At 59.4% G+C, this 16,788-nt stretch carries 17 protein-coding genes and 2 pseudogenes; 10 read left to right on the forward strand and 9 right to left on the reverse strand.

Annotated elements, in window-relative coordinates:
* Both HU736_RS06715 and codB read right to left on the reverse strand, forming a co-directional pair.
* Positions 1 to 1,215: a PucR family transcriptional regulator gene (locus HU736_RS06715; protein ID WP_186699218.1), complete on the reverse strand. Its 1,215-nt coding sequence runs from the start codon at positions 1,213 to 1,215 to the stop codon at positions 1 to 3.
* On the reverse strand, positions 1,212 to 2,471 hold the full coding sequence (codB, locus tag HU736_RS06720) for a cytosine permease (protein ID WP_186699216.1): 1,260 nt from the start codon (positions 2,469 to 2,471) through the stop codon (positions 1,212 to 1,214). The genes HU736_RS06715 and codB overlap by 4 nt, the downstream gene beginning before the upstream one ends.
* Before the next feature lie 413 nt (positions 2,472 to 2,884).
* On the opposite strand from codB, the gene HU736_RS22015 reads away from it, so the two are divergent.
* Positions 2,885 to 3,598 (forward strand): CPBP family intramembrane glutamic endopeptidase, encoded by a 714-nt coding sequence (locus HU736_RS22015; RefSeq protein ID WP_186699214.1) that lies wholly within the window; start codon positions 2,885 to 2,887, stop codon positions 3,596 to 3,598.
* 309 nt (positions 3,599 to 3,907) lie between these two features.
* Positions 3,908 to 4,843, forward strand: a complete 936-nt coding sequence (locus HU736_RS06730; RefSeq protein WP_225912984.1) for a sterol desaturase family protein — start codon at positions 3,908 to 3,910, stop codon at positions 4,841 to 4,843.
* Here HU736_RS06730 and HU736_RS06735 read toward each other — a convergent pair.
* Genes HU736_RS06735 through HU736_RS21810 form a run of 3 tightly spaced genes read right to left on the reverse strand, consistent with a single transcriptional unit; the run spans position 4,737 to position 7,271 of the window.
* Positions 4,737 to 5,456, reverse strand: coding sequence for a helix-turn-helix transcriptional regulator (locus HU736_RS06735; RefSeq protein ID WP_186699212.1), 720 nt, complete (start codon positions 5,454 to 5,456; stop codon positions 4,737 to 4,739). The genes HU736_RS06730 and HU736_RS06735 overlap by 107 nt on opposite strands.
* Before the next feature lie 58 nt (positions 5,457 to 5,514).
* Complete coding sequence (locus tag HU736_RS21805) at positions 5,515 to 6,393, reverse strand: TonB-dependent receptor (protein ID WP_367615283.1); 879 nt, start codon at positions 6,391 to 6,393, stop codon at positions 5,515 to 5,517.
* Positions 6,315 to 7,271 carry a TonB-dependent receptor gene (locus tag HU736_RS21810; protein ID WP_225912985.1) on the reverse strand — a complete coding sequence of 319 codons (957 nt, stop codon included), beginning with the start codon at positions 7,269 to 7,271 and terminating at the stop codon, positions 6,315 to 6,317. The genes HU736_RS21805 and HU736_RS21810 overlap by 79 nt, the downstream gene beginning before the upstream one ends.
* A 12-nt stretch (positions 7,272 to 7,283) precedes the next feature.
* On the opposite strand from HU736_RS21810, the gene HU736_RS06745 reads away from it, so the two are divergent.
* The 4 genes from HU736_RS06745 to HU736_RS06760 all read left to right on the forward strand — a co-directional run bounded on the left by HU736_RS06745 (position 7,284) and on the right by HU736_RS06760 (position 11,267).
* Positions 7,284 to 7,634: a hypothetical protein gene (locus HU736_RS06745; protein WP_202883892.1), complete on the forward strand. Its 351-nt coding sequence runs from the start codon at positions 7,284 to 7,286 to the stop codon at positions 7,632 to 7,634.
* Between the two features lie 66 nt (positions 7,635 to 7,700).
* A complete protein-coding gene (locus HU736_RS06750; RefSeq protein WP_103437782.1) occupies positions 7,701 to 7,913 on the forward strand; it encodes a DUF6434 domain-containing protein in 213 nt (70 codons plus the stop codon).
* 253 nt (positions 7,914 to 8,166) lie between these two features.
* Positions 8,167 to 10,212: a TonB-dependent receptor domain-containing protein gene (locus tag HU736_RS06755; protein WP_186699210.1), complete on the forward strand. Its 2,046-nt coding sequence runs from the start codon at positions 8,167 to 8,169 to the stop codon at positions 10,210 to 10,212.
* A gap of 362 nt (positions 10,213 to 10,574) precedes the next feature.
* Positions 10,575 to 11,267: a YoaK family protein gene (locus tag HU736_RS06760; RefSeq protein ID WP_186699321.1), complete on the forward strand. Its 693-nt coding sequence runs from the start codon at positions 10,575 to 10,577 to the stop codon at positions 11,265 to 11,267.
* Between the two features lie 189 nt (positions 11,268 to 11,456).
* Here HU736_RS06760 and HU736_RS06765 read toward each other — a convergent pair whose 3' ends face one another.
* Positions 11,457 to 12,467: a zinc-dependent alcohol dehydrogenase family protein gene (locus HU736_RS06765; protein WP_186699208.1), complete on the reverse strand. Its 1,011-nt coding sequence runs from the start codon at positions 12,465 to 12,467 to the stop codon at positions 11,457 to 11,459.
* A 182-nt stretch (positions 12,468 to 12,649) separates the two neighbouring features.
* Here HU736_RS06765 and HU736_RS06770 point away from each other — a divergent pair, with 182 nt between their 5' ends.
* From HU736_RS06770 to HU736_RS06780, 3 genes and pseudogenes are all read left to right on the forward strand, one after another.
* A complete protein-coding gene (locus tag HU736_RS06770; protein ID WP_186699206.1) occupies positions 12,650 to 13,549 on the forward strand; it encodes a LysR family transcriptional regulator in 900 nt (299 codons plus the stop codon).
* 75 nt (positions 13,550 to 13,624) lie between these two features.
* Positions 13,625 to 13,908, forward strand: a pseudogene (locus HU736_RS06775) (integrase core domain-containing protein); the annotation flags it as partial.
* Positions 13,890 to 14,069, forward strand: a pseudogene (locus tag HU736_RS06780) (tyrosine-type recombinase/integrase); the annotation flags it as partial. The pseudogenes HU736_RS06775 and HU736_RS06780, both read left to right, overlap by 19 nt.
* 279 nt (positions 14,070 to 14,348) lie before the next feature.
* On the opposite strand, the gene HU736_RS06785 reads toward HU736_RS06780, so the two are convergent.
* Positions 14,349 to 14,642: a hypothetical protein gene (locus HU736_RS06785; protein WP_101320136.1), complete on the reverse strand. Its 294-nt coding sequence runs from the start codon at positions 14,640 to 14,642 to the stop codon at positions 14,349 to 14,351.
* Positions 14,630 to 15,004, reverse strand: coding sequence for a LexA family protein (locus HU736_RS06790; RefSeq protein WP_186699204.1), 375 nt, complete (start codon positions 15,002 to 15,004; stop codon positions 14,630 to 14,632). Before HU736_RS06790 ends, HU736_RS06785 begins: the two co-directional genes overlap by 13 nt.
* Before the next feature lie 2 nt (positions 15,005 to 15,006).
* Here HU736_RS06790 and HU736_RS22020 point away from each other — a divergent pair, with 2 nt between their 5' ends.
* Entirely contained in the window at positions 15,007 to 15,195 is a 189-nt protein-coding gene (locus HU736_RS22020; RefSeq protein WP_186699202.1) for a hypothetical protein, read from the forward strand.
* A 359-nt stretch (positions 15,196 to 15,554) separates the two neighbouring features.
* Here the strand turns inward: HU736_RS22020 and HU736_RS06800 are convergent, their stop codons facing one another.
* The gene (locus HU736_RS06800) at positions 15,555 to 16,268 is read right to left on the reverse strand and encodes a hypothetical protein (protein ID WP_217862379.1); all 714 of its coding nucleotides are present in this window, start codon (positions 16,266 to 16,268) and stop codon (positions 15,555 to 15,557) included.
* Between the last annotated feature and the right edge of the window lie 520 nt (positions 16,269 to 16,788).

Genomic DNA, 16,788 nt, shown 5'->3' on the forward strand with positions numbered 1-16,788 from the left:
TTACTCCTTGCCCTGGGCTGCGGTCATGCGCCATATGAGCATAGCGACCGCAGCATTCATACGAAAAAGCGGATCATCGAGTGATTGCCCGCTCAGTTGTTCAATTCTGCCCATGCGTTGATTGATGGTATTGCGGTGCAGGCCCAAGCGCGCGGCGGCCTGCAAGGCGTTACCGTTGGCGCCCAGCAGGGCATCGAGTGTGTGCAACAACGCATAAGGATGCTTGCGCCCGGTTTCGATCAGGCGACCGAGGGTCTGGCTGACGAAGCTGTCGATCAGGCCGCGGTCGCTGATCCCCTGCAACAGGCGCAGCACGCCCAGCTCGCTGAAGTCGCACAGGCCGCTGGCCGGGCGCAGGTGCTGGGCGACGTCGAGCGCCTGACGGGCTTCGTTGAGTGCCTGGCGATAGTGCGCGCAGTCCTCGGCCAGGCAGGACATGCCCAGATATACCCCGGCGTCACCGGCAATAACCCGCAATTGCTGATGCAACTGCGCCAAGCCACCGCGCAGGTTCGGCACGTCAGGCAGCAATAGCACGAACAGATCGCCCGGCAACTGTGCCGTCACAGCGCCCACCTGGGTGCGACACCATGCTTGCAGGCAGTCTTCGAGCGCTTGCTGGCTGGACTGCCAGAGGCGCTCGGCTTGCTCCGGAGCATGGTGTTCGAATACCTCATCGCCTGCCAGCCGCAGCGCCACCAGCCGCCGCGGCTCGTCCAGCGCCAGCTGCAAGTGCGCGGCGCGTTGCCGGGCGATGGCCAGGCTTGGATAATCGCCGGTCAGCAATTGCCCGATGATGTCATCCCGCGAGCGGCGCGCTTGCGCCATCTGCACCAACGCCGTACCGATCAAATGGGTCACCACCACCATCTTCAGCGCGTAGGGCTGCTCGATCAAGCTCAGGCCCAGTTGCTCGGCGCGTTCGATCACCTTCGGCGGAATCTGCTGAATGAAGCTGCCGCCAGTGAGGATCACCAGACCGGCGACGCCCACCGCGTCGCCATCCTCGACCAGGCTCAGCAGATTGGCCTCGCCGCGCGGGTGATTGATGCCCGTAACGAACACCAATTCACCGCCCATCACCCATTCGGCAATACCCTCGTTCTCGGCCACATAGGGCCAGCGCACCCGCCGCTGCAGGTTGCGTTGGCCAGCGCGCACGGTCATCTGTGCAAGCCCGGGCAGGCGCAGAATTTCTTCCAATGCCAGGCTCACGGCTCGACCTGCGCCAGCGCCCGGCGCCGACCGCCAAGCTCGAGCAGAACGATGTAGCACAGCGCCGAAGCGCCAATTCCCACCAGCGGCGCGACCCACGGCGAGCAGTAGGCCAACAGCGCACCGACGGCATAGGCAGTCAGCCCCTTGAGGTTGTAGCGTGGCAACTGAACCGAGGCCAGCGCCGGGTACTTGCCGCGGTGGCGGTACCAGAAATCAGCCATGATCACCCCGCCGACCGGCGGAATGATCGAACCCAGCAGCACCAGAAACGGGATCAGCAGCTCGTACATGCCGCCAATCGCCAGAAGGATGCCCAGCCCCGCCGCGACCAGAGTTGCCGTGCGCCGGCGTTCGCTGCGCAAGAGATGGCAGGCCGCTGCCGAGACGTTGTAGATGGTCGGCCCCTGGATGGTCCACAGGTTCAGGCAGAGCATGATCACTGCAGCGAACGACAAGCCCTGCAGGATCATCACCTCGACGATATCGGCCTGCTGATAGACCATCGCGCACCATGCTCCCGCCACCACCATCAAGCCATTGCCGAGCAGAAAACTGACCACACTGGCGGTTACCGCGACCCACCCGCTGCGCGACAGGCGCGTCCAGTTGGTGGCTTGAGTCGCACCGCTGGCGAAGGTGCCAAAGACCATGGTCACCGCCGCTGAGAACGTCATCGCCTCGTGCGGCACCACCGCAGCCAGGCCAGCAAAACCACCGGCGTCGCCGGTAGCGATGTACATCGATACCAGCAACAGCACGAACATCAACGGCACCGACACCCGCGACAGCAGGTCCAGGCCCTTGAAACCAATGATCGCGGTAATGCTGAAACCAAGACCGAACAGCACCATCAGCGGCACAGTGAAGCCCTCGGCCAGGCCCAGGATCTTCACCAGCACGATCGCCACCGTCGCGGTGCCCCAGGCGTACCAGCCCAGCTCGGCGAAGCCCAGCAGGAAGTCTGAGAGCCGGCTGCCCGCCTCGCCAAAACAAAAGCGCCCCATCAATACCGTGTTCAGCCCGCTGCGCGAGGCGATGAACGCTAGGCTGGCGGCGTACAGCGCCAGCAGTGAGTTGCCGATGGTGGCGATCCACAGCATGTCGACGAAATTGAACGCCATGCCCAGCTTGCCGCCGGCGAACATGGTGCCGGTGAAGAAGGTGAAACTGAACAAAACCATGGCGATTGGCAGCAGGCCCTTGCGGGCTGACTGCGGGGCTTCGGATAACGGGAATTCGCTAGGGGCGCTCATCGATGCTGCTCCGGGTTATGGATGGAGCAGCTAGAGCAATATGCGGGCCGCTTCGAAGGGGCCGCTGATCTCGCAAAAAGCGTGCGTCTGCAACAATGATCACTGTGCAGTCAGCACACTTTATTCAACATGACGGCCTCAGGCGTGTGCTTTATGACTCATCCCGAGGCAACTCTGCACCATTCAGGCACATTGCTATGGGAAGTTGGGAAACGAGCGTTGTGCTGTCCAGCCATTACGAGATGATCCGGAACCAGCAGACCACCAGGGTCAGCAAGCTGGTTTCCGGGGCCTGAGTATTAGCCACGCTGGCGCCGCCAAGGGTAAATATTGTTTATCTACGATCGTCGATTGTCAGACGATAGCGACAACGGCAAGATGCCCGCCGAATTGCTCAAACAAGGAACGTCCCCGTGCAAACCTCAGCATCATCCCTGCCCTCAGCGGTAGCCCCTGCGCCGTCACGCTATAACGTCTTCAAGCGTCTTGGCATGCTGGCGCTGGCGCTCATCATCTACTTTGCCGCAAGTGTGCTGGTGGTCCTGCCAGACCCGTCCGCGCCGCTCACCAGCCAGAAGCTGATCAACTCGGTAGGCTACGCCGCGATCGGCCTGTTGGTGCTGCTGTGCTTGCAGTACCGCAAGCAAGGCCTCAGGCAGGTGATCCTCGGCCAGCGCTGGCGGCGTCCGTTGCTGTTCGGTCTGATCGCCATGGTCGGTGCCTACACGCTGTGCGCGCTGCTGATGCACCTTTTGCAGATACCTCGCGAAAGCTTCATGGTGCACTTCTATGACGGCCTTGGCCCGGCCCAGATCGCCCTGCTCTGCCTGACTCTGGTGCTGTTCCCGCCGGTCGCCGAAGAGCTGCTGTTCAGACACTACGTGATGCGCGTATTTGCGCTGGACAGTGGCCGCTTCTGGCAGTGGACAGCGATCATGGTCAGCACGCTGGTGTTTGCTGCGCTGCACAACCAGTACGACAACCTGATCACCTTGGTAACGCTGGTTGCCGTCGGTTTGATCCTCGCCATCGCACGGGTAGCCAGCGGCGGTTTGCTGGTGCCGGTGCTACTGCATGCCGCGGCGGAGGTGGTGGCGATTTCGATCAATTATCTGCAGATGGATTGAGGTAACTGGAGACTCATTGGGCACTAGCGCCGAGCAGCGTTTTCATTCGGCGCCGGGCGGAATCCCATCTTTGTTCTTGTCTTTGAGCCGAGCCTTCTCCTCTTCGGTGGAATGAGCAGGCACCTGGCTGTCTTGCTTGTCGTCTTTTGGATCGGTCATGGCAGTTTCCTCAGTGTGTGGACATTGGGCAGCCCACCTGCGGAGCAGTTCAGTTTAAGCAGCACCCTGGCCAGCGCAAAATGATTGCTTTGTTCAAGTATCAGGCGTGCCTACTGCCGATCATGAGGCTCCTCGTTCTGGAGTCTTGTCATGATCCGTTTTCTGCGCACTGCCTACGCCCCGCTGTTTCTGTTCGGCTTTATTGCCACGGCTTGCTGGCTGGTTGCTCGCCAGGTTCCGCTGTGGGCATTGATACCACTGCTTGTACTGGCAATCATCGTCTCGTTCGGCATGGAAAGGTGGTTGCCATTCAAGGCCGAATGGAACCGCAACCAAGGCGACAGCCTGAGGGATTGCCTGCATGCACTGTGCAACGAGGGCCTCAATTGCCTGAGCCTGATGGCACTGCCCTGGTTCGCGCGCTGGCTGCCCGATCTGGGGCTATGGCCTGAGCAGTGGCCGTTCGTCGTGCAAGTGATTGTGACGATCATCTTTGCCGACCTGGGCATCACGCTGATGCACTGGGCCAGCCACCGCAACAAATGGCTGTGGCGGCTGCACGCCGTGCACCACAGCCCGCAACGGCTGTATGGTTTCAATGGTTTGATGAAACATCCGCTGCATCAGTTGCTCGAGGCGCTGGCCGGGATCGGCCCGTTGCTGCTGCTGGGTTTGCCAGAAAACGTTGCAGGGCTGTTGGCGTTCGCAATCGCTATCCAGTTGCTGCTGCAGCACAGCAATGTCGACATCCGTGTCGGCTACCTGGATCGACTGTTCGCCTGGGCACCGGTGCATCGCTATCACCACATCAAGTACGGCCGCGCAGGTGACGTCAACTTCGCGCTGTTCTTCAGTTTCTGGGATCTATTGTTGGGCACGGCTTTCACTCGCAGCGGATGCGAGCTGCGGTCTAGCGACCTGGGGATTGGCTCGCAACCCGACTATCCGAAGGCCTACCTGCAGCAGCTGGCCCAGCCCTTCAAGCGCCCGGCAAGCAAGCACCCGGAGCCACGCCTGCCGTGCCATCTGGGTGGTGTGCAGGCAGCAGACGCAGGTGCAGGTGACGCAGGTTCTGGCGGCCACTGATGCCGAACATGCTGCGCAGTGTTCGCGACAGGTGCGCAGAGTCGGCAAAGCCTGCCGCGTGAGCGGCCTCGGTCAACGAGCTGCCTTGCATGGCCAGCATCAAGGCCAGGCGCAGTCGCCGCCAGAGCACCATACGCCTGATCAAAACACCCAGCTGGCTGTCGAACAGCCGTTGTAGGTGACTCACTGAGGTATGCACATGACGAGCAAGCTCTGCCGCACTGAGTTTCTCCAGCAGGTGGTCATCCATCTGCCGCAATACCGCCTGCAAACGCTCTGGCAAAGGTTGCCGCCGAATAGACTGAACCGTGCGCGCCAGCGCGGCCAGCGAACTGTGGTCCGCTTCGGCGATGGCACGCAGGCTGGCGATTTCGAAAGAAGACGGCTCGGCATAGACAGCCAAGACCTCGGCATCGGTCACCTCGACTGCATGAGCCTGCATCGACTCGGTCCATTGCCACGGGCCGGGCTCGCCCGCCAGCAGCACGCTGAGGCACTGATGCGCGTAATGCCGGTGCGGGCTGGCGTGGCCGGTCAGGCCTCTGAATAATGCGAAGTCATTGCCCAGCCACAGCTCGCCACGCCATGGCTGATTAGCTCTGATCGACTTCATTGCATTGCCCTCCGGATAGCGGCGCACCAGCACGCCGCGGTAGCCAGTCGATATTGAGTCAGAAATCGACGGTCGCCGATAGCTGAACAGTGCGCGGAGCCCCAAGGCCAAGGCTGGACGTCAACGGCATGCCCCAGTAGGCCTTGTTGGTGAGGTTGGTCACGCTGTCGCGCAAGGTCACGGGATAGCTGGCCGCCTGGGTGGTGTAACGGGCACCTACGTCATAGAGGGTGTAGCCCGGGATCGACAGTGTGTTGTCGCTGCTGATGTACTGCTTGCCGACCGAGGTAGCATTGCCGGTGAAGGTCAGGCCCGGCACCAGCGGCGTATCCCACTCCAGGCCCAACTTGCCCTGCAGTTTGGGCACGCCAGTGGCCAGCTTGCCTTCGCTGGCAACGTTGGCGCTCTTGGTCACTTCAGCTTCGACATAGCCTACCCCGCCCATCAACCGGACGTCACTGAGCGGCGCGCCGAAGAACCCCCACTCCACGCCGCGGTTACGCTGCTCGCCACCAAAAGAGAAGACGTTGCTGACCGGGTCGGTATAGCTGCCTGGGCGTTCGATCTGGTACAGCGCCAAGGTATGGGTGAAGCTGCCCAGGTCGAGCTTCAGGCCGACTTCTTTCTGCTTGGATTTATAGGGGGCAAACACTTCGCCGGAATTGGCGCTGGTCATCGGCGCGACTGCGCCTTTGCTCAACCCCTCGATGTAGTTGGCGTACAGCGACAAGTCATCCGTTACTTTGACCAGCAACGCGACGGCGGGCGTCGTGGCGCTTTCGTCGTAACGCGAAGTGCGATCGCCGGTGACAACGCTGAAGGTGTCAGTCAGCACCTGCTGACGACGCACGCCGACGGTCAACTGCAACCGATCATCCAACACCGACAGCGTATCGGCGACACCGTAGCTGGCCAGGCGATTTTCCAGATGTTGCACGGCCGGCCAGGACTCGTCGGCAGCCGCCCCCAGACCGGATGGTAGATATTGGTGGTGACATTGGCACCCGGCACCGAGCGGCGGCCAAAGTCCTTTTGCTCGTCATCATAATGGGTGGCATTCACCGTCAGCTGATGACCGATGCCGAAGGTCTCGAAGGTTGCGCGCAGGCCGGCTTCAGCAGATTTTTTCTCGAGCTGCATTTTCAGCTGGCCCATGGTGGTGTTGTAGTCACCTGCAGCGTTGATCACCTGGGCAGACATGGTCCCGCTGAAGGCGTAGTCGGTCTTGCTGGCACCGACCGCCGCGTAGGCGAGCACATGCTCGTTGAGGTCGAACTCGCCGCGCAGCATCGCCCCCTTGTCCTTGCTTTCGACATAGGCCCAGTCCGGGTTGAGCAGTGTGTCGGATTTTGGCGGTTTGGGCACTGCCACTCCCGGTGCCAGGCTGATACCCCGGTTTTGCCCTCTGACCTTGTCATCGGCACTGTAAAAGTCTGCCGACAAGCGCGCCCGCTCCCCTCGCCAGTCCAGCGCCAATGCCGAGACGCCGACTTTCATCCGCTGCCCGTCGACCGCTGTGTCACCATCGCGATAGACCTGGTTGAAGCGCACGCCAAACTGCTGGCCCTGGCCAAACCGCCGGCCAACGTCGAGGTGCCCACCTAACTGCGCATCAGACATGTAGCTGGTGGTCAGCCGAGTCAGCGGCTGCTCGCCTGCGCGTTTGGGCACCAGGTTGACCGTGCCCGCCACGGAGCCATTCGGCGGCATGCCGTTGAGCAACGCCGACGGCCCCTTGAGCAGCTCGATCCGCTCGAACATTTCCGGTTGGCCTGCCTGCAGTGCGGTGCCTTCGATGTGGATGGCGGGCAGCACGGCAGCGCTGCCTTGCTGCTCCTGCTGCTGATTGTCTTGCGCAGCCAACGCCTGACTGCCCAGTACATCATCCGTCGCTCGGTGGCGACCGAGTCGATGCTGGCCAAGATCATCGGGCACCAGGCGCATATCGCCCAGGCTTACGTGCTCTCGCAAGACAGTGCACGCTGGCTGTTGGCGACTGTTGCGTTTCATTGTTTTGCAGTCGCGGATACGGTGTATTCGGCCACCAGCCTAGAGCCGCTGCCAGGGGTCGATCAGGAGGCCGAGAAGCTTGAGATGGAGGCAGCACTGGTCCATGGAGTGCGCGCGCTGATCAATGGCGCAGTGGGAATGCTGGCGCAGGCCGGGGACGGCGTGTAGCTGCTCGCGGCTATCAACCGGCGATGCTACTCTGCAAAATCTAAATCGTCGTCGCAGGACTGGCCCATGAGCTTCAACTGGCATTCAGGCCCTTTCAGTCGTTCCACTCCTTTGGACGATCAATACCGTAACACCCAAAAGGTTCGCCAGTTCCTGACCGCCGAATGCGGTGATGGCTTTAAGTTCGACCGTCCGTTCATGGCCTGGATCAAGAGCGGTGTTCCAGCAACGATGGGTGATGTCGCAGACGAATGGCTGCGTAGGAACCGCAGAGGCTAGCAAGCGACCAAGATTGCCTGAGCCTGAATCGATCCCCGCCAAGCCCACTGCCGAGTGGGCTTTTTCACGTCTGGGTGAAGGCCCGACCCGCCTTCGACGAACATGCAGCGGCAACGCGCTTAGTAAAGTATTTGTCAGTTTTGTGTAAACAAAATTGGGTAATTACTTTTAAATGGTTCTCATTTGCGATACCGTCCGACCCCGATTGCGTTCTGCCTCTTGAATCCAACCGATCGACAAGGACTGTTCCACGATGCCACGCCCACCGTTCTGCCGTGCCCTGCTCACCCTGGCGCTGATCGCCGCAAGCCCTGTTCAGGCCGAAGAAACCCTCGAGCTAGAGCCGCTGCCTGCCACTGAACTGCAAGCTTCGTTCGTCACCGCTAGCGGCGGCGGCACTGATGTGCGCGATGCCCCGGCCAGCGTCAGTGTCATCACCCGCGAAGAGATCGAGCGCCAGCCGGTGTACGACCTCAACACCCTGCTGCGGCGTATCCCCGGTGTGACCGGCGGCTTTGGCCCGGTGGGCGAGCAATCGAAGATCAAGCTGCGCGGCCTGGACGACAAGTACACGCTGATTCTGGTGGACGGCAAACGCATCGGCAGCTCCGCCGACACCAACTACCGCCGCGACCTGGGCCGCCAGGACATCAACTGGATCTCGCCGAACATGATCGAGCGGATCGAGATCGTGCGCGGGCCGATGTCGTCGCTGTACGGCTCGGACGCCATGGGCGGCGTTATCAACATCATCACCCGCAAGGTCTCCCGTGAGTGGAGCGGCTCGCTCAACGCCAACACGACCATCCCGGAAGACTCCGACCGCGGCCAGACCAACCAGACCAGCGTTAACCTGTCTGGCCCGATCACAGAATCGCTGGGCCTGCGCCTGGGCGCCAACCTCACCCGGCGGGCGGCCGACGAAGTCGAACCGCGGGTCGATACCCTCGGCGACTTCGTCTACAACGACGGCGCTGGCGGGGCCAAGGACCACAGCGTAAACGCCCTGCTCAACTGGCAAGTCAACGACAACCATCAGCTGTCGTTCGAAGCCACCCAGGGCGTGGAGCGCTCCTGGTCATCGAAAAAAACCTTCGGCGACTGGGACGAAACCATTGGTGAAGGCTTTGGTGCTGCGCGCCTGACCCGAGATAGCTTCATCATCTCGCACAACGCGGACTGGGGCTTTGGCACCTCGCGCATCGACGCCTACCTGAACAAATTCAAGAACGACATCAGCTGGGGCAAGGCCAGCTCCGAGGAAAAGATCGTCGAAGGCAGCCTCAACATCCCGTTCGATCTGCTGATCAACCAGCGCCTCACCGTTGGCGGCCAATGGAAGCGCGAGCAACTGACCAACACCGATACGCTGGGTACCGTCCCCGTCGATTATCAGGGCAAGCCAGTCAGCGGTGCGGAACTTGAGGGCGACTACTCGGCGCTGTTCATCGAAGACGAACTGTTCCTGCTCGACAACCTCTCGCTGACCTTGGGCAACCGCTTCGACCACAGTGACGAATATGGCAACCACAACAGCCCGCGCGCCTACCTTGTCTACCACCCGCACCCGGACTGGACAGTTCGCGGCGGTGTGTCGCGAGGTTTCCGTGCGCCAAGCCTGAAAGAAGGCAGCGCCGGTGCGGCAACCAACTCCGGCGGTCGCGGCTGCACGTCGCTGCGGCCGCTGGGATACGTCACCGGCGAATGCTGGATGGCCGGCAATCCAAACCTGCGCCCGGAAATCAGCACCAACAAAGAAATCGGCGTGTCCTTTGACCACGACGGCTGGGAAGCAGGCCTCACCTACTTCCACACCGACTTCAAGGACAAGATCGAATACGCCCCGCTGGGCAACTTCCAGGGCCGCTGGTGGACCATGCTGGAGAACGCCGACAAAGCCCGCACTCGCGGCTGGGAAGGCAGTAGCAAAGTCCCGCTGTGGGAAAACGCCAGCTGGCGCACCAACGCCACCTACATGCTCGAAAGCCGCAACCTGTCGACCGGACGCGACCTGATCAGCGCGCCGAAACTGTCGCTGTTCAGCGCCATCGATTGGCAAATCAGCGATCGCATCGGCACTGAGCTGTCGGCGCAGCATGTTGGCAAGCAGCGCGGTTTGGGCACTGACTTCGTCAAGTCTTACACCACCTATGACTTGAGCGCCAACTGGGCGGCGACCAACTGGCTGTCACTCAATGCCGGCGTGCAGAACCTGCTCGATGAAGACCCGCGGGATGAGTCGACCAGCTTTTACGTGCCGGGTCGGGCGTACTTTGTCGGGATGACGACTTACTTCTGAAGATTGTCTGGACATCAGGCAAATCATTATAGGAGCGGCCTTGTGTCGCGAAAGGCTCGCGTAGCGAGCCCGGCGATATTGGTCGCGAAGCTGACCACTGGGGCCGCTGCGCAGCCCTTTCGCGACACAAGGCCGCTCCTACGGAAACCGCGTGATATCAAAGCCGGTCGCAGCATTTGCGGCGACGGCATGAGGCTAGATGCGCTGAGATTGGCCTGCTTGAGGTTAAAGGCGCTAGGAGTATGTTTGGGAAATGGACTACAGGGAAGCGGAAAAATCTGCCTTTGGACATGATTTGACGCGGCCTGAAACAGGTTTTATTGTCCGGTAATACGTTGTTTCCAAAAGCCTCTGAGGCACTGATGCTCCCTGACTCAGCATTCTATACAGCACGCGGAAGACGCATAGCGCGACTGCGTGGCAAAGTTGGGCTGTGCATGGTCGCAGCACTCTCCTTCCTCGCCGGCATGACTGACGCAGTCGGGTTCACCGCAACAGGTGATTTCGTATCCTTCATGAGCGGCAATACCACCCGCCTCGCCGTTTCAATTGGTGAGCGGGACTACAGCTCCATCCTCACCATCAGCACTCTGATCGGCGCGTTCATCGCTGGCAATGCCATCGGCGTGATCGTCACGCGCCTGGTCGGCCGCCGCTCCTGGCCATTGCTGCTCTGCGTAGGCGCCCTGCTCTGCCTGGCGGGCTTGATCTCGATAGCACTTTTCTCACTGGTGTGCACTGTCATAGCCATGGGCATGATCAATGCCGTGGTCGAGGAAGTAAATGGTTTGCCGATCGGGCTGACTTACGTCACCGGCGCCCTGTCACGCTTCGGCCGCGGGCTTGGCCGGTGGTTGATGGGTGAGCGCAAGCCAGGCTGGAGGGTGCAGCTTGTGCCTTGGGTTGGCATGCTGCTGGGAGCAATCGTCGGTGCCCTGCTGCAAGGGTATCTTGGTATCACAGCCTTTGTGATCAACGGGCTACTGGTGTTTGCACTCGCCGCGTCATCGCTAGCCATCCCACGTCGCTGGCAGCGCAACTACATGCCCAAGTAGCTATGGCAGGATACGCATCTGAACAGAATGCAGCCCATCACAATTGAGAATTGCTAGGGATACCTGACCCGTTTAATGCTTCCACTATTGAGGCTATAGGAGGAAGCCACATACAGCGTTACCACCTGAGCTCTCTCAGCGAGGAAGCCTTTGTAGTGGTCTACTAACCCCCGGACTGGTGACCTGATCCTACTCGATTTTGATTACTACCTTACCAAAGGCGCCTCTGGCCAAATGTTCGTACGCTTCGCGTGCTTGATCGAATGGATACACGTGGTCGATTACCGGGCGAATCTTGTGCTCATTCAAGAATTCGTTCATTCGGTCAAATGACGAACGTGGAGCAACGGCTATGCCGCGAATCGTTGTTTGTCGGAAAATCATAGGCATCAGGTTCAGGGTAGAGGTTTGGCCTGTCAGAAAGCCGATCTGTGCGATACGTCCACCTACCTTTGTTGCAGCAATCGATTGATTGAGGCCGTCACCGCCTGCTACATCCAGCAGCAGATCCACTCCCTTGCCGTCAGTGAGCTTCATAACTTCCTCTGCCCATTCAGGGGTAGTGCGATAATTCACACCAGCAACAGCGCCCAGTTTTTTTACAGCTTCCAGATTGTCATCACGGCTGGAGGTGACGATAACCTTGGCTCCCAAAGCCGTAGCAATTTGTGCTGCAAAAACAGAAACACCTCCAGATCCCTGAACCAAAACGGTTTGGCCGGTCTCGATCTGGCCATAATCGACGAGCGCATACCACGCCGTCAGAGCAGCAATTGGAAGGGTCGCTGCTTCCTCATCTGACATGTTGTCGGGGGCACCTACCGCGCTGTCTTCATGGATGATCATGTATTCCGCCAGACCACCAGGCAATGGCGATCCAAAGCAGTAGTTAGGCTCATCCGGCCCAGGCATGCCGTCCAACCAGCGTGAGTAGAGGTGTGAGTTGACCCGGTCTCCGATAGCGAAGCGGCTGACACCATCACCAACTGCCACGACAGTCCCCGCCGCATCGCTGACGGGGATCAGTGGCTTGGGCACCAGGTGAGGTTCATAGATGCCGTCAACGATCGCCTTGTCCCGGAAATTGAGTGATACAGCGCCTACTTTAACCAGCAGTTCACCCGCTTGGGGCACGGGGGTTTCCGTTTCGCCCTGTACCAGATTATCCAAGCCGAAATCTTTCAGAAGCCACGCTTTCATTCTTTGTCTCCAACAATTTTGAATGTGCAGGTGAGGAAAGCTCCTCCCTTACGCTGAGGACATTGTTGAGGTTTCCCGGCTATAGATAAATGTGCAGAAACGAACAGGATTGTTATCCTGATCAGCAACAATCACCCAGTTAACAGGTTCCCGAGAAGAGACGTATGGAGCTTCTACAGTCGATGCAAGTATTCGCCAAGCTAGCGGAGTTGGGGAGCTTCACCAAAGTCGCTGAGGCAATGCAGGCCGGACGCCCGCACGTCACACGCACCATTCAGGATTTGGAAGCCTCGCTGGGTGTCCGTCTGTTCCAGCGCACTACGCGTAAAGTAAAACTGACCGCTGAGGGCGAGCGGTTTTACGAACGCGTCAAAGAGATTTTAGCAACCATCGCAGAAACCACTTCCATGTTCGACCGTAGTGGATCGACGCTGCGAGGTCGGCTTCGAATTGACATCCCAACTGCATTTTCCCAGCGCAGCTTCATGGAAAGCCTTAGGAGATTTACAGAGGCATTTCCCGAAATCGAGCTTGCGCTAGGCGTGACCGACCGTACAGTAGACCTGGTAGCCGAGGGCATCGACTGTGTATTACGAATTGGTGACCTCCCGGATTCAAGCATGGTGGCCAGAGAAATCGGCACCGCCACCATGGTGACCTGTGCGTCTCCAAGTTATCTCCAAGCCTGCGGCGCTCCCATAACCCTACAAGATCTAGCAGACCACCAATGTGTAAACTTCCTTTCCGGTCAAAATAACAGACCGCTGCCTTGGCACTTCTCGGTAGACGGCAAAGATCGTCCACACACGCCTCATGGTGGAATCACTGTGAATGAGTCGAATGCCTACGTTCAGTGCGGTGTTGCAGGCTTCGGCATTGTTCAAGCTCCTGGCATTGCCGTTGAGACATTCCTCGCAAGCGGAGAACTGGTTGAAGTGCTCAGGGCGTTTCGTCCAAAGCCTCGCCTAGTATCCGTGCTTTATCCAAGCAGAACGCATCTTGCGCCTCAGGTCGACGCATTTGTGGATTGGCTGAAGCAACATTTTCCTGTGCTACACCCCAGCTGGTTCACAGCGCACTGACCTTCGCTCATATGCTGACCCTTCGCCAGAACTGGCTGGTGCAAGATGTGTTCGGCAGACGCTTACGACCAGTGATCGCAATATGGCAGCCGTCAGTTTCGCCAAAGGCTGTGGCGCTATCGCATGCGCCAGAGCATGAGCCGCCGAGGAAAACGCTGGGATAATGCGCCGATGGAGCGAGTTTCCGTAGCGTGGAATCAGAGTGGATACCGACCACGGGTTACATGACCGGGCAGCAAGCTCAACGAGACATTAGCCAATACCTGATGAACCACTACAACTGGATCCGACCCCATCAACTCAACGGTGGACTGGCTCCGGCGAAAGCTGAAAATAAACTCTGTGCGCCGCAGGTGTAACTGAAGAGGATCAAAAGTCACTGCTCGGGCACAAGAACGGCAGCATCACCAGTCATTACTCCGGCGCTGAGCTGGGCAAGCTGATTGAGGCTGCGAACCTGGTATCAACTACCGACTCGCGTGGGCCCGTGCTGACGATCTTGAAAAGGGAAATTGGATGATCCCCCGAAAAAGTCCCAACACGCAGAAATGAAAAAGCCACCCTGAGGTGGCTAAGTCATTGGGATTATTTGGTCGGGACGGAGTGATTCGAACACTCGACCCCTTGCACCCCATGCGTGCAGTAGGCCTTAACCCCCAGTAAACACGGCACCTCACTCGGCGCTCGCTGCAATCGACTGCTCATAGGTGCTTTCAACTGCTGGGAAGAGTCACGCAAAAGTCACGCGGGCCTTCTCACGTCTCCGGCGTTCTGCCGACCTCCACCTTCCTTTATATGGCTACACCGTCCGACACCACCACGACTGCGCATACAGCACGCCGTCGACCTCCTCCACGCCGTTGATGTTGATGCCAAGCTGGGCCATGCCATTCACCTTGGCATCGTGGAGGCGCGGGATGACATCGGCGCCGGGCGAATGAGTGAATACCCAGGCCTGCGTGGACACCCTGCCCAACGGTGCGCTGTGGTGATCGCCGATGTGAATGTCTGCCTTCAGGGCCTGGATCTTCCCCAGCTGATCACTCGGGATGGCCACGCCTAGCTTGCGCCGCCGTACAATCAGGAAATACATGACATCGGCCCGTGGCTGCGCAGGCTGTAGGTCACCACACCCCAGACGGTGAACTCGTCACCCTCCATGATGAACCGCGGCGCATACCGAGGATTCTCCGAGCGCAGCACGATCTGCCGGCCAACATAGTCGAGCCGTTTGCAGACTGGCTCGCCGTTCACTGCCGCGATGACGATGTGGCCTGCACGCGCATCGATCGCCTTGTCGACGATCACAACGTCCTCATCGAAGATCCCGGCACCCTGCATGCTGTCGCCGTCTATCTTGACCAGGTAAACATTGGGCGCATGCACCTGCAGCAGTTCGTCGAGGGAAATGGCCTCCAGGTCTTCGGCTGCAGCGAAAGCACTCACGGACTGCATGGTTGGCCAGCCTCAAGGCCATAGAGACGAGCCGCCTCTGCCAGCTCGAGCATGTCGGCGAGCTGGTCGGCGTCTACCTCATTTCTGCGGTGAGCGGCCAAGGCCATTACCTCGAGCACAGCCGATCTTCCATCGGGGTCGTCGGTCAAGGCAGCGACATCATCGAGCTCAGCAACCCAAAGCGGAGGTAAGTGTTGTGACATGGCGGCACCCAATACTGTATATAAAAACAGTATCGTAAAGCCGCAAATGGACGGCGGCAATCACCGCCTGGCGGGCAAGGATCAGTGCGCGGGCGCGCCTCTGCCGCTCAGGGCTTTCAGCTGGTAGTCAGTGACCGCCCGGGCGTGAGCATCGTAGATTTGCCGCAGCCGCTCAACCTCATGGGCTGGAGCGCCCCTGTCCTTCGCATCGTGGTAGCGTTTTAGCGCAGCCATGACCTCTAAGTACATCTCATGGTCTGGCATCAGGACTAGGCCTGTATCAGGGCTCAATGACTTATTCCTTGGTGAATGCACAGTGACTCTAAGCGCGAGCTCAGAGCGCCACCCTATGAAAGAGGCATGATCAGTATGTCCGCTCCGAAGTCCCGAGTGGTCTTTACGTAGGGATTCTTCAATGCTACGAGCATGTTCTGGCTTCCGGCGCTGAACACCCACGGGGAAGAATATTCCCCCGCTGTGACAATTTCTTCCACCGTATCCGAGTCTAGGTACTTTCGAACAAGTCCGCCTGTAACTGGTGAGCAGATCAGCGACTTCCCGCTCGCCTCGATTGCCGCGCCCCCTGCATAGGTATGCACAGCTACTGGTAATACCGATACGTTCTGCAGCTGCCGCCCAGTATCCACATCGACTGTAACAAGCCTGCTTAGCGCGCTTTTGCCATCCGCGCTAACTTGGCTGTAGGAAACCGCTATGACGCTGTCAGAGATCCATCGCGTTTCATAAGGGACAGTGTCGTGATGAGCCTCTAGCCCGAGATCGATGGGGATTTCAGTCTTGGATTGGAAAGCATTTTGGGTGACGACCACCGTGAGCCCGATGTGGCGTTTTTCCGCTGCAGAGTAAATGGCGTAGGCCATGGCGCACTTACCCCCTCCCGATACGGAAAGCGCCGTGGAGTAGGGAAAGGTCCCCGCGCCCTCGCCAGCAATCATGATTGCTTCGCTCCAGGTGTCGCCGCCGTCTTTGGTTGTCCGAGCAACAACACGGCGCCACTCGCCCGAGGGGTGCCGCCCGATGCGCTCCTGCTGCGTGTGCATCAGAATGATGCTTCCGTCGGGAAGCGCTGCTAGCGATGCATAGGTCGACCGCCCGGAGTCGATGACACGAGCCTTGCTCCATTCGGAGGATGCTTGGGAGCTAGGGGTTCGTGAGCACATCAACGGTGAGGAATGATTACTGAAGCAAGCGAGGACGCTCCCCTCGTGCTTCCCGCTTGGCACCCTGATCAACGATGGCGATCCATGGTCGCTCGCGTCTTCGAATTTGTGGATGCGAGAGGTACTGATGAGCTTCAGCTGGTCGTTGATTGCCGAAACAAGAACCTCACCATTAGAGGTCACATACCCGAACAAAAAACCGCCTGGACCGACCGCAACCGCAGGCCGGTTGTACCACAAACTATATGCGCCATTGAGCAGTAGCGGTGCAGCCGGCGCGCCCGCTCTGGCGAACGGAATCGAAGTGAATGCGCCAACGATCCCTGCTGATATTAAAAAGCTCCTGCGATTCATCACGATAACTCTCGGTCCCAAAAGGGACGATTATGCCATTCGTGGC

Source organism: Pseudomonas shirazensis (genome assembly GCF_014268785.2).
Classification (GTDB): Bacteria; Pseudomonadota; Gammaproteobacteria; order Pseudomonadales; family Pseudomonadaceae; genus Aquipseudomonas; species Aquipseudomonas shirazensis.